The 12,403-nt window shown below is 70.5% G+C and carries 11 protein-coding genes; 9 read left to right on the top strand and 2 right to left on the bottom strand.

What is annotated here, in order from left to right; all coding sequences use genetic code 11:
• Positions 1-36: 36 nt before the first annotated feature.
• The 6 genes from ACGFNP_RS28805 to ACGFNP_RS28780 all read left to right on the top strand — a co-directional run bounded on the left by ACGFNP_RS28805 (position 37) and on the right by ACGFNP_RS28780 (position 7,245).
• On the top strand, positions 37-1,569 hold the full coding sequence (locus tag ACGFNP_RS28805; protein WP_358315649.1) for a carboxyl transferase domain-containing protein: 1,533 nt from the start codon (positions 37-39) through the stop codon (positions 1,567-1,569).
• Entirely contained in the window at positions 1,566-3,422 is a 1,857-nt protein-coding gene (locus ACGFNP_RS28800; protein WP_393324217.1) for a biotin carboxylase N-terminal domain-containing protein, read from the top strand. The genes ACGFNP_RS28805 and ACGFNP_RS28800 overlap by 4 nt, the downstream gene beginning before the upstream one ends.
• Complete coding sequence (locus tag ACGFNP_RS28795; protein ID WP_358312892.1) at positions 3,419-4,201, top strand: enoyl-CoA hydratase-related protein; 783 nt, start codon at positions 3,419-3,421, stop codon at positions 4,199-4,201. The genes ACGFNP_RS28800 and ACGFNP_RS28795 overlap by 4 nt, the downstream gene beginning before the upstream one ends.
• Positions 4,198-5,904: an acyclic terpene utilization AtuA family protein gene (locus tag ACGFNP_RS28790; RefSeq protein WP_393324214.1), complete on the top strand. Its 1,707-nt coding sequence runs from the start codon at positions 4,198-4,200 to the stop codon at positions 5,902-5,904. The genes ACGFNP_RS28795 and ACGFNP_RS28790 overlap by 4 nt, the downstream gene beginning before the upstream one ends.
• A gap of 79 nt (positions 5,905-5,983) precedes the next feature.
• Complete coding sequence (locus ACGFNP_RS28785; RefSeq protein WP_358312896.1) at positions 5,984-6,112, top strand: hypothetical protein; 129 nt, start codon at positions 5,984-5,986, stop codon at positions 6,110-6,112.
• Positions 6,112-7,245 (top strand): methyltransferase domain-containing protein, encoded by a 1,134-nt coding sequence (locus ACGFNP_RS28780; RefSeq protein ID WP_393324211.1) that lies wholly within the window; start codon positions 6,112-6,114, stop codon positions 7,243-7,245. Before ACGFNP_RS28785 ends, ACGFNP_RS28780 begins: the two co-directional genes overlap by 1 nt.
• A 68-nt stretch (positions 7,246-7,313) precedes the next feature.
• Here the strand turns inward: ACGFNP_RS28780 and ACGFNP_RS28775 are convergent, their stop codons facing one another.
• Both ACGFNP_RS28775 and ACGFNP_RS28770 read right to left on the bottom strand, forming a co-directional pair.
• Positions 7,314-8,966, bottom strand: coding sequence for a YncE family protein (locus ACGFNP_RS28775; protein ID WP_393324209.1), 1,653 nt, complete (start codon positions 8,964-8,966; stop codon positions 7,314-7,316).
• 161 nt (positions 8,967-9,127) lie between these two features.
• Positions 9,128-10,108, bottom strand: coding sequence for an ROK family protein (locus ACGFNP_RS28770; protein ID WP_393324207.1), 981 nt, complete (start codon positions 10,106-10,108; stop codon positions 9,128-9,130).
• A 65-nt stretch (positions 10,109-10,173) separates the two neighbouring features.
• Here ACGFNP_RS28770 and ACGFNP_RS28765 point away from each other — a divergent pair, with 65 nt between their 5' ends.
• From ACGFNP_RS28765 to ACGFNP_RS28755, 3 genes are all read left to right on the top strand, one after another.
• On the top strand, positions 10,174-10,980 hold the full coding sequence (locus tag ACGFNP_RS28765) for a GNAT family N-acetyltransferase (RefSeq protein ID WP_393324205.1): 807 nt from the start codon (positions 10,174-10,176) through the stop codon (positions 10,978-10,980).
• A 56-nt stretch (positions 10,981-11,036) separates the two neighbouring features.
• The gene (locus ACGFNP_RS28760; protein WP_358312910.1) at positions 11,037-12,056 is read left to right on the top strand and encodes a phosphotransferase family protein; all 1,020 of its coding nucleotides are present in this window, start codon (positions 11,037-11,039) and stop codon (positions 12,054-12,056) included.
• 84 nt (positions 12,057-12,140) lie between these two features.
• A complete protein-coding gene (locus ACGFNP_RS28755) occupies positions 12,141-12,401 on the top strand; it encodes a hypothetical protein (protein ID WP_358312913.1) in 261 nt (86 codons plus the stop codon).
• Positions 12,402-12,403: the final 2 nt, after the last annotated feature.

Genomic DNA, 12,403 nt, shown 5'->3' with positions numbered 1-12,403 from the left:
CCCAGCGGCGCCGACTATCGGGAGCGGCGCGCGGCGATGCTGGGCAAGCTGGAAGAGCTCGACGCCGAGCAGGCCAAGGCGGTCGCGGGCGGCGGCGACAAGTACGTGCAGCGGCACCGGAGACGAGGCAAGCTGCTGGCCCGCGAGCGGATCGAGCTGCTCGTCGATCCCGACTCGCCGTTCCTGGAGCTGTCGCCGCTGGCCGCGTGGGGCAGCGATTTCCCGGTGGGCGCCAGCGTGGTCACCGGGATCGGGGTGATCGAGGGCGTCGAGTGCGTGATCACCGCGAACGATCCCACGGTCAGGGGCGGCGCGTCGAACCCGTGGACGCTCAAGAAGTCGCTCAGGGCCGCCGACATCGCGCTGAGCAACCGCCTGCCGTACGTCAATCTGGTGGAGAGCGGTGGCGCGGACCTGCCGACGCAGAAGGAGATCTTCATCCCGGGCGGGCGGATATTTCGTGACCTGACGCGAATGTCGGCAGCGGGGGTGCCGACGATCGCGCTCGTGTTCGGCAACTCCACGGCCGGCGGGGCCTATGTGCCCGGGATGAGCGACTACGTGGTGATGGTGAAGGAGCGGGCCAAGGTGTTCCTCGGCGGACCGCCGCTGGTCAAGATGGCGACCGGCGAGGAGTCCGACGACGAGTCGCTCGGCGGGGCCGGTATGCATGCCCGCACCAGCGGCCTGGCCGACTACCTGGCCCTCGACGAGCACGACGCGCTGCGGATCGGGCGGCAGATCGTCCGGTCGCTGAACTGGCGCAAGCTCGGCACCGCCCCGCTGACCGTACAAGAGCCCGGATATCCGGCGGAGGAGCTCCTCGGGATCGTGCCGCAGGATCTGAAGGTGCCGTTCGACCCGCGCGAGGTGATCGCGCGGATCGTGGACGGGAGCGACTTCGAGGAGTTCAAGCCGCTGTACGGGGCCTCGCTGGTGACGGGGTGGGCGCGGCTGCACGGCTATCCGGTCGGGATCCTGGCCAACGCGCGAGGGGTGCTGTTCAGTGAGGAATCGCAGAAGGCGACCCAGTTCATCCAGCTCGCGAACCAGTCGCGTACTCCGCTGCTGTTCCTCCAGAACACCACCGGTTACATGGTCGGCAAGGACTACGAGCAGGGCGGCATCATCAAGCACGGCGCGATGATGATCAACGCGGTGTCGAACTCGACCGTGCCGCACCTCACCGTGGTGATGGGCGCCTCCTACGGAGCCGGCAACTACGGGATGTGCGGCCGGGCCTACGATCCGCGGTTCCTGTTCGCGTGGCCGAGCGCCAAGTCCGCGGTGATGGGGCCCGCGCAGCTCGCCGGGGTGCTGTCGATCGTCGGGCGGGCGTCCGCCGAGGCCCGGGGCCAGGTGTACGACGAGGAGGGCGACGCGGCCATGCGGGCCATGGTAGAGGCACAGATCGAGGCAGAGTCGCTGCCGTTCTTCCTGTCGGGGCGGCTCTACGACGACGGGGTGATCGATCCGCGCGACACCAGGACCGTGCTGGGGCTGTGCCTGTCGGCGATCAACAGTGCCGCGGTGCCCGAGGCGGCGGGATTCGGGGTGTTCCGCCCGTGATCACCCGTCTGCTCGTCGCGAACCGGGGCGAGATCGCCCGGCGCGTCTTCCGCACCTGCCGGTCGCTCGGCATCGAGACCGTGGCCGTCTTCTCCGACGCCGACGCCGGGTCACCGCACGTGGCCGAGGCCGATTTCGCGGTACGGCTGCGCGGTGCCAAACCCGCGGATACCTACCTGGACATCGAGCTGATCGTGGCGGCCTGCCAGGCGGCGGGCGCCGACGCCGTGCACCCGGGATATGGGTTCCTGTCCGAGAACGCGGACTTCGCCCAGGCCGTGCTGGACGCCGGGTTGGTGTGGGTCGGCCCGCCGCCCGAGTCCATCGCGGCCATGGGGTCGAAGATCGAGGCCAAGCGGCTGATGAGCGAGGCCGGAGTGCCGGTGCTGCCATCGTTGTCGGCGGCCGTCACGGAGTTTCCCGTACTGGTGAAGGCGTCCGCCGGTGGCGGTGGGCGGGGCATGCGGGTGGTGCGCGACGCCGGCGAGCTCGATCGGGAGATCGCGTCGGCGCGGCGCGAGTCCGAGGCGGCGTTCGGTGACGGGACCGTGTTCGTCGAGCCGCTGCTCGAAGGGGCCAGGCACGTCGAGGTGCAGGTCCTGGCCGACCGCCACGGGACCGTGTGGGCGCTCGGCGAGCGGGAGTGCAGCATCCAGCGGCGGCACCAGAAGGTCGTGGAGGAGTGCCCCTCGCCGGGCATCACCCAGCGGATCAGGGACGAGCTCTGCGCGGCGGCGGTCAGAGCGGCCAGGAAGATCGGGTACGTCGGCGCCGGCACCGTGGAGTTCCTGGTCAAGGGGGATCAGGTGGCGTTCCTGGAGATGAACACCCGGCTCCAGGTCGAGCATCCGGTCACCGAGCTGGTCTACGGGGTCGATCTGGTGCGGCTGCAGATCGAGGTGGCTGAGGGGAAGGCTCTGTCCGGCTCCGCGCCCGTGCCCAAGGGGCATGCGGTCGAGGTGCGGTTGTACGCGGAGGACGGGGACTATCTTCCTCAAACAGGGACGTTGCGCCGCTTCGAAGTGCCCGGGGACGTACGGGTTGATTCGGGGGTGGAGGCCGGGTCGGTCGTCTCCCCTCACTACGACGCGATGCTCGCCAAGGTGGTCGCTCATGGCTCGTCTCGGGAGGAGGCGGTACGGAAGCTGACGACAGCGCTGCGACACGCACAGATCCACGGCCTCACCACCAACCGCGATTTGTTGCTGAAGGTACTGAAAAATCGGGATTTCAGGGCAGGCGACACGCATACCGGATTCCTCGACGAGCACGACCTGAGCGGCACCGGCCCCGTCGACGAGCTGGCCGTGCTGGCCGCCGCCCTGGCGCAGGCCGCCGCCAACCGGGCCGCCGCGCCGGTCCTGCGCAGCCTGCCCTCCGGCTGGCGGAATGTCCGATCGCAGCCCCTGCGGGCCGTCTTCCACGAGGCCGAGGCCGTTTACCAGCCGCTCCCCGACGGCATCGAGTTGATCACCGCAGAGCCGTCCAGGATCGTCCTGGAACGTGGCGGCGTACGGCATGCGTTCGAGATCGCCCACTACGACGGGAAGGTCTGCGTCGACTCCCCCAGCGGCTCCGTCGAGCTGACGCCCGCGCCCCGGCTGCCTGAGCCCGTCGAGCAGGTCGCGCCCGGCTCCCTCCTCGCCCCCATGCCGGGTAGCGTGCTGCGGGTCGAGGTCGAGCCGGGTGACCGCGTGGTGAAGGGCCAGGCGGTGCTGGTGCTGGAGGCGATGAAGATGGAGCATCAGATCGCCGCGCCCGCCGACGGGGTCGTCTCCGGCGTACACGTCGAGAAGGGGCAGCAGGTCGAGGCGGGAGCCGTGCTGGCGATCATCCAGGAGGGGAACCCATGACGAGCCTGGTCCACAAGGAGCTGGCCGGCGGCATCGCGACGATCACGCTGGACTCGCCGCCCAACAGGAACGCACTGTCCGTACGGCTGCTCGGCGACCTCGAACGGCGGCTGAACTGGGCGCTGACCGAGCCGGACGTGCGGGTGATCGTGCTGACCGGCGCGGGCCCGGTGTTCTGCTCGGGCGCCGACCTGAAGGAGCAGCGCGTCGAGCCGGCTTCGGGCGTCGGCGACGCACCGGTGACGGCGTCGTTCCCGGAGATCCTCGCGCTGATCTGGGAGAGCCCGAAACCGGTCATCTGCCGCCTCAACGGCACGGCACGCGCGGGCGGGCTCGGCCTGGTGGCCGCGTGCGACTTCGCGATCGCGCCGGTGACGGCCTCCTTCGCGTTCTCGGAGGTACGGCTCGGCGTCGTGCCCGCCATGATCTCCGTGCCGGTCCTGCGCCGGCTCGATCCCCGGGCCGCCGCCGAATACTTCCTGACCGGCGAGGTGTTCGACGCGGCCAGGGCGGTCGAGATCGGGCTGCTGACGCGGGCCGTACCCGCTGAGGAGCTCGACGCGGCGGTGCGGCACTACGCCGGAATGCTGCTCAAGGGCGGTCCGGAGGCGCTGGCCATCACGAAACGGCTGGTCAGGGACCTGCCGGGCGTGTCGTTCGAGGAGGGGCTGCGGCAGATGAGCGCGCTCTCCGCCCAGCGCTTCACCTCCGAGGAGGGCCAGGAGGGCATCGCGGCCTTCATGGAGAAGCGCCCGGCCAAGTGGGTTCCCGGCACATGACATTGCGCATCGCCAACTGCAGTGGCTTCTACGGTGACCGGCTGTCGGCCGCGCGAGAGATGGTCGAGGGCGGGCCGATCGACGTCCTCACGGGCGACTGGCTGGCGGAGCTGACCATGCTCATCCTGGCCGGGAACCGCCTCAAGGGCCGCCCCGGCTACGCGCCGACGTTCCTGGCGCAGCTCGAAGAGGTCCTGGCCACTTGTCTCGATAAAGGCATAAAAATCGTGACAAATGCCGGCGGGCTGGATCCGGCCGGTTGCGCCGCCGCCGTACACGAGCTCGCCGGCCGCCTCGGCCTGTCCCCCAGGGTCGCCCACGTCACCGGCGACGACCTCATCGGCCGCGACCTGGACCTGACCAACGCCGACACCGGCGAGAAGGCGCCTGCCCCACCCCTGACCGCGAACGCATACCTGGGCGGGCGCCCGATCGCGGCGGCCCTGTCGGCGGGCGCCGACGTCGTGGTGACGGGCCGCGTCACGGACGCCGCCCTGGTGACGGGCCCCGGCATCTGGCGGTACGGCTGGGGGCCCGGCGACCTCGATCCCCTGGCGGGCTCGGTGGTCGCGGGCCACATCATCGAGTGCGGCTGCCAGGCCACGGGCGGCAACTACGCGTTCTTCCAGGACGTACCGGATCTGGCGCACTGCGGCTTCCCCATCGCCGAACTGCACGCCGACGGCTCCTCAGTGATCACCAAGCACCCGGGGACGGGCGGCCTGGTCTCGATCGGCACGGTGACGGCCCAGCTCGTCTACGAGATCGCCGGGCCCCGCTACCTCGGGCCGGACGTGGTGGCCCGCTTCGACACCATCACGCTGTCGGACGACGGCCCCGACCGGGTCCGCGTCTCGAACGTACGCGGTGAGCCGCCGCCCGGCACGCTCAAGGTCGCGGTGAACTACCTGGCCGGATACCGCAACACGATGACGCTGGTGCTGACGGGCCTGGACCTCGAGGCCAAGGCCCGCCTGGCGGAGGAGGCACTCTGGGCCAGGATCCCCCGGGAGTCGTTCGACTCGGTGGACGTCACGCTGGAGGACGGGGGGCTGCTGCGGATCACGGTGATGGACGCCGACCAGCGCCGCGCCGGCCGGGCCTTCTCCTCGGCCGTGGTGGAGACGGGGCTGGCCAGCTACCCCGGCTTCTACGGCCTCACCCCGCCGGGCAACGCGTCGCCGTACGGGGTGTATTGGCCGGTCCTGGTACCGGCCTCGGAGGTGCGTCCCCGCGTCTTTCTGGACGGAGAGGAGGTGCCGCTGCCCGTGGACGACGAGCAGGCGCCATCGTTCGCGGACCGCGAGGAGATACCCCCACCCGCGCAAGCACAGCGGGCCACCAACATGGGGGCCTCGGACGTTCCGCTCACTGTTCGCACCCCGCTGGGCCGCATCGCGGGCGCCCGCTCGGGAGACAAAGGCGGCAACGCCAACCTGGGCGTCTGGGTCGACACGGCGGAGCGGTACGACTGGCTGGCGGCGCACCTGACGACGGACCGCCTCAAGGAGCTCCTCCCCGGCCTGGCCGCCTACCGGATCACCCGCTACGAGCTGCCGAACCTCCACGCGCTCAACTTCGTCGTCCACGGCCTGCTGGGCAGGGGTGTGGCGGCGAGCCCCCGCATGGATCCCCAGGCCAAGGCCCTCGGCGAGCAGCTACGCGTCCAGCCGATCGACGTACCGGCGACGCTGCTGCCCTGATGGCGGAATCCGCTTGTCTGGTCTCAGTCTGTAGTCGTACGGTTACGACGGGATGGCCAGTCCGGAGAAGGAGATCAACGTGGGCAAGCACGAAGACCCTAAGAGCCCCAAGGACGAGCCGTTCAAGCCCGATCCCGGAGGCAACTTCGACCAGCTGCGCAAGCCCGGCGGCTCACATGCCGAGGACCCTGAAGACGGCCAGAAGTAATGGACGACGACACCATTCAGCGGATCGAGCGACTGATCGATCACGCCGACGTGTGCGGGGACATCGGGCAGCCCGTCAAGGCGGCGATCCGCGCGGTGCCCCGCCACCTGTTCATCCCAGCCGTGGCGCTGGCCGCCGCAGACGAAGACGAGCCGTTCATCATCGACCGTGATGCCGATCCCGGCCGGTGGTGGGAGACCGTCTACTCCAAGCACTCGATCGTCACCCAGCTCGACGACGGCAAGACCGACATCAGGGCCGCGTCCAGGCAGTACACGTCGTCGTCCTCGGCTCCCAGCACAGTCGCGCACCTGCTGGAGCTCCTGGACCCCGACCCTGGCAATCGGATCCTGGAAATCGGCACCGGCACCGGCTGGACAGCCGCCCTGCTGTCTCACCTGGTCGGCGAGCAGGGCAGCGTGACGTCGATCGAGGTGGATGCCGCCGTCGCCGAGCGAGCCGCCAAGAACCTCGCCGCCGCCGGGGTGCAGCCGCGCCTGATCACCGGCGACGGGGCCGACGGCCTGCCTGACGGCGGCCCCTATGACCGGGTGCATGTCACCTGCGGCATCCACACCGTGCCCTACGCCTGGGTCGAGCAGTCCCGGCCCAGTGCGGTGATCGTGGCTCCGTACTGCCCCGGCTTCGGCACCGACCACGCGCTTCGGCTGGTGGTCGGTCCGGACGGTACGGCGACCGGCCGCTTCCCGGGGTTCGCCTCGTACATGATGATGCGCTCTCAGCGCCCAGCCGAACTCAGCGACGTCGACCCCGCGACCGCTCGCGAGTTCCAGACCAGGATCGATCCGCGCGCCATCGCTCACGCCCCTGCCGGAGCCGACTTGGCGATCTCGGCGCTGACCGGGCTCCGCTCCGCCACCTACCGGCGTGATGACTTCTTCCGCATGTGGGTGATCGGCGGCAGCGACCAGTGGGCGGCGGCGACCTGGGAACCGAAGCGTGAGGAGTACGAGGCCTTCCAGATCGGCGACCGGGCCGTATGGCAGGAGGCCGTGGACGCCTATTTCCAGTGGGTGAGCTGGGGTGAGCCCGGTCGTGACCGCTTCGGGATGACGGTCACCCCCGAGGGCCAGCGCATCTGGCTGGACACACCAGAGCGTGTCGTGGGCTGACCCGTAGGATCCCAGTTTCCGTGACGGATTCCCTGTGCCCGGCCCGATGGCCGGGCATGGCCGTCAGCTCACTCGACCATGATCTGATGGGTGGCCTTGGCCGGGCCGGCCGCGGCGTCCCCTGACCACAACGCGAGGTAGCTGTACCTGCCGGCGATGGCGGGCGTGTCGGTGAATGTGTACGTGCCGTCGGCGTTCACCCTTACCAGCGGGAGCTTGACGGCCTTACCGCTGGTGCCCTTGACGTACAGGGTGCGCTGCACGGTGAGCGTGGACCCCGGAGAGGGCGGCCTGCCGCCCGCCGTCAGGACGCCGCTCAGCTCCACGGCCGTGCCGGCGACGCCGGACTGCGGCCCTGTCAGGGTGAGCGTGGCTTCGCGCTTGACCGTCACGGTGACGGAGGCGCTGCTGCGGCGGTGGCCGTCGTCGCCGTCCCAAAACACCCAGTAGATCACCTCGCCGACGTACGGCGGCAGCTCGAAGACGGGCGTGTCCTGGAAGGTGAACGTGCCGTCCTGCCGCGTCGTCACGCCGGTGATCGGCAGTTTCGTCCAGCCGGGCAGGTACTGGATCACCGTGAGCGACTTGAGCCCGAGCGCCTCGCCGTCGGCGCGGGTGAGCCGCCCCTCGACGGTGATCGGCGAGCCAGCGTACGCATCCGCGGGGGCCGTCACCGTGAGCTTGGTGGCCGGTAGCGCGACGCCCGTCACCCGCCACAGCAGCAGCCGATCCGTGGAGCTGCGCAGCAGCGCGAAGACGTCCGTGCCGGAGAACGCGACGCCGTCCGGGAGCAGTTCGGCGTCCGGCTGGTCGGCCGCGAACAGCTCCGCGCCCGTCGCGGCGTCGTAGAGGGTGAGGTCGGTGCTGCCCCACTGGCGTCCGGCCGCGACGTACGCGCCGTCCGAGCCGAGCGCCACGGCGGACGGGTACCCGTCCCAGCCGTCGCCGTAGGTGCCGGTCGCCGCCAGGGTCCTGGTGTCGTACCTGGTGAAGTGACCGGGGGTGTCGGCCGCGGCGAACAGGGTGGTGCCGTCGGAGGTCAGGGCGAGGTCGCGCAGGTAGTCCATGCGCCACTGCTTGCCGTCGATCGTGCCGCGCAGCTCCGGGGTGCCGCCGCCGACGTCGTAGACCAGCATGTCGGCGTGGTGCAGCCTGGTTCGGCCGGCCACGAGCGTGTCGCCGGCGGCCGCGAGCACGGGAGCGCGCAGGTGCTCGCCCCCGACCGCCACGGGCGCCGGTGTGGCCGCGCTCAGATCCAGGCTGACGACGCCGCCAGGGCCGTTGTCGCACCCGTGCCCCACCCACAGCCGCTCGCCCAGCAATGCCAGGGTGGACGGGCATGGGTGGGCCGACAGGTCGATCCGCCGGATGACGGCGAGGCTCGCGGTGTCGATCTCGGCCACCTCGTTCGAGCCGGTGAGCGCCGCGTACAGGCGGGTGTCGTCCGCGTTCATGGCCAGCTCGCGGACGCCGGACAGGCCGGTGACGACGCCGCCGGTGAGGTTTCCTTCGGTGCCGGCCACGATGATCCGGTCGTCGGCGGGGACGAACACCTGGCCGCCGCCGACGGCCAGGTCGGCGGTGTAGGAGTCGAAGGTCACCCCGAGGTCGGTCGTGGTGTCGGCCGCCGAGGCGGCGGGGGCCGCGACAGTGAGCAGGCCGGTGATCAGGCCGGCGGCGCCGCAGTAAGCGGCTAATCGGCGAGCCAGTCGGTGGCGCACGAGGACCTCCTAGATAAATGGGAACATACGTTCTAATAACGTCTCATGGGTGCTCCCACGTCAAGATCGGCCGGTCGCGCGACACCAAACCGTGATCAAGCACGTTTCCCGGACGCTCACGGTGACCGGTAGCGCGGCGTTCGCCGACCGCACTCAGCAGTTCATACGTGGTCTTCGTGGGCGCGCCAGCCCAGGAGGCCCGCGCCCATGAGGCCCGCGTGGACGCCGAGAGTGGAGACGCGCAGGGCGGGCGGATGGCGGAACGTGAGCCGGGCCGACAGGCGGGTGCGCAGGGGTGCGATCAGGGTGTCGCCCGCCAGCGAGAGGCCGCCGCCGATGACGACCAGGGCGGGGTCGAGCAGCAGGGTGTACGTCGCCAGGGCCAGGGACAGCGCCTCCACTGCCTCGTTCCACACCTCTGTCGCCTGGGCGTCTCCCGTCGCCACGCGGGCGACCACGTCGGCGGCGGAGTCCTCGCCACAGCGGGCCGCGATGGCCGAGGCCGAGGCGTACGCCGCCAGGCAGCCGCGCTGGCCACAGGCGCAGAGGACGCCGTCGGGCCATACCGGGATGTGGCCGATCTGGCCCGCCCAGCCGGCGGCCCCGCCGTACAGACGCCCGGAAAGGACCACCGCGCCCGCGATACCTGTGCCGATGGGGAGGTACAGCACATCACCGGCACCGGAGCGGGCGTCGGCACCGGCATCGACGCCCGCTCCGGTGCCGGTGTCGGTGCCGCTGGTCGAGCCCGTGCGGGCATCGGCGATCGTGCCCGTTCCGGAGCCGTACGCCAGTTCGGCCTCCCCCGCCGAGCGCACGTCGTGGCCGAGTGCGACCGGCAGGCTCACCTGGGTGAACGCCTCCACGGGGACGTCACGCCAGCCGAGCGCGGCGGAGAACACCGCGCGCGTCGCCGTCACCAGCCCCGGCACGGCCAGCCCCACTGCGACAGGCTCCAGAACCGCACCGTCCGAGCCGACTGGGCGCGGACGGGACAAGTCCGTGACGAAGGCCGAGACGGCGGCGACCACCCGTTCCGGGCCCTCGGCACGCGGCGTGGCCCGGCGCTCCACGTACAACAGCGCCCCGTCACGGCCGACGAGTCCGCCCTTCATCGTCGTCCCGCCCACATCCACCGCCACAACACAATCCACACGCTCAGTAAATCGTTTTGAACGACCGGCCGGGGACCAGGAAGATGTCCCGCATGAACCCGCGTCTGCTCTCCCCCACCGACCTGGACGACTGCACCCGGCTGGCCCAGGACCGCGACTGGCCGCCCGAGCGGCACAAGTGGGGGCTGCTGTTCGAGGTCGGCGAGGTGTACGGGATCGACGCGCCCGACGGGGACGGCCTGGCCGCGACGACCATCCTGACCCGCTACGGCCAAGACCACGCCGTGATCAGCATGGTCCTCACCGCCTCCAGGTACGGCAGGCAGGGGCTGGCGGGCAAGCTGATGGAGCACGCGCTGCGGGAGGCGGGAGACCGCGTCGTGTCGCTGCACGCGACCGAGAACGGGCGCCCGCTGTACGAGCGGCTCGGCTTCCGTACCGTCGGCAGGGTCGCCAAGTGCACCGGCGTCTTCCGGGGCGAGCGTTCCGGAAGAACCCGGCCCGCCACGGCGGCGGACCTCGACGAGATTCTGGCGCTGGACGCGGAGGTGTTCGGCACGGACAGGTCGGCGCTGCTGGGCCGGATGTTCGGCTTCGGGGAGCAGGTGCGGATCGCCGAAGGCGGTTTCGGCCACGCGTGGCGCAACGACGACAACGTCGTCATCGGCCCGGTCGTGGCGCGGGACCAGGAGACCGCCGAGGCGCTGATCGGCGATCTGGCCCTGCACGTGGGCGGCGTCGTGCGACTGGATCTCGACCTGGCCAAGGACGGCCTGGTCAGGTGGGCTGGCGAGCACGGCATCGGCGACCCGTGGCAGGTCTCGCTCATGGTGCTGGGCGGGGACCTGCCTGGCGACAGGAGCCGTCAGTTCCTGCCGTTCATGCAGGCGCTCGGTTGACCGCTCGAACGGGGGTCTCATAGGGTACTAGAACATCATTCTACAAGAGGGCGGCGATGACCTCCACCCACATCGACGTCGGTGTCATCGACTTCGGCGCGCTCGGCGCCTGGATGGACGCCCAGGGCCTGACGGGCGGTGTCATCAGCGGCGCCGTCCCTGTCCTCGGCGGCACACAGAACGTCATGGTCCGCTTCGAGCGCGGCGGCACCCCGTACATCCTGCGCAGACCTCCCCTGCACGCCCGGCAGAAGAGCAACGAGGTGCTGCGCCGGGAGGCGCGGGTGCTCGCGGTGCTGCGTGACACGCCGGTGCCCGCGCCGAGGCTGGTGGCCGCGCAGACGGCGGACGAGCCGGTCTTCTATCTGATGGAGCCGGTCGACGGGTTCAACCCGTCGACCGGGCTGCCCGAGCCGCACGCCGCCGATCCGGCGATCCGGCACCGGATGGGGCTGGAGGCGGCGGCCGCGCTGGCCGAGCTGGGTCGGGTCGATCCCGCCGCGCTGCCCGGCTTCGGCCGGCCCGACGGGTTCCTGGAACGGCAGGTGCCGCGCTGGCTCAAGGAACTCGACTCCTACGGCCGGCTCGACGGCTACCCCGGACCCGACATCCCGCATCTCGCCGAGACGGCCGAGTGGCTGGAGCAACATCGGCCCGCGACGTTCACGCCAGGGGTCATGCACGGCGACTACCACTTCGCGAACCTGATGTTCGCCCACGACGGCCCGCGCGTGGCGGCGATCGTCGACTGGGAGATGTGCACGATCGGCGACCCGCTGCTCGACCTGGGCTGGCTGCTGGCCACCTGGCCGTCGAACAACGACCACGTCCCGGGGCTGCCGCAACCGGGCGAACTCGTCGCCTACTACACGGCGCTGTCCGAGCGCGACCTGTCGGCCATCGACTGGTACGCCGTGCTGGCCTGCTTCAAGCTGGGCATCGTGCTGGAGGGCAGCCACGCCAGGGCCTGCGCCGGGCAGGCGCCCAGGGACATCGGCGACCTGCTGCACGCCACCACGCTGGCCCTGTTCGCGAGGGCTCAGGAGTTCATGGGAGGACTTCTCGACCGTCCCTAAATACCTATTTTTCCCAAAACGATCACATATATCCTCCTGAGTCGTACAATTGCGCGCAATTGCAATACTCGGGGAAGGATAGTCATGCGCATGCGGTTCCTCGGCTCCACATCGGAGGCGGGCGCCTGCCCCACCCTGTACGAGACGGATCGGGGCACGATCGTCATCCAGGGTCTTGAACTCACCGACAAAGAAGCGCTCGCGGATCTCCGTGACGTGCTCGACGGCGAGACGGCGGTGGAGGTCCCCCGCGAACTCATCACCGAAATCGCCCGCCGGGTCCTGTCCGAAACTCCGGCAACCGATTTCCCCAGCAGCGACAGCAAACCCTTCGCGATCGATTGATC

The sequence above is a fragment of the Nonomuraea sp. NPDC049269 genome, from assembly GCF_043197155.1.
Classification (GTDB): Bacteria; Actinomycetota; Actinomycetes; order Streptosporangiales; family Streptosporangiaceae; genus Nonomuraea.
The sequence above is the reverse complement of the archived record's forward strand: the minus strand, read 5'-3'. Positions and strand labels throughout refer to the sequence as shown.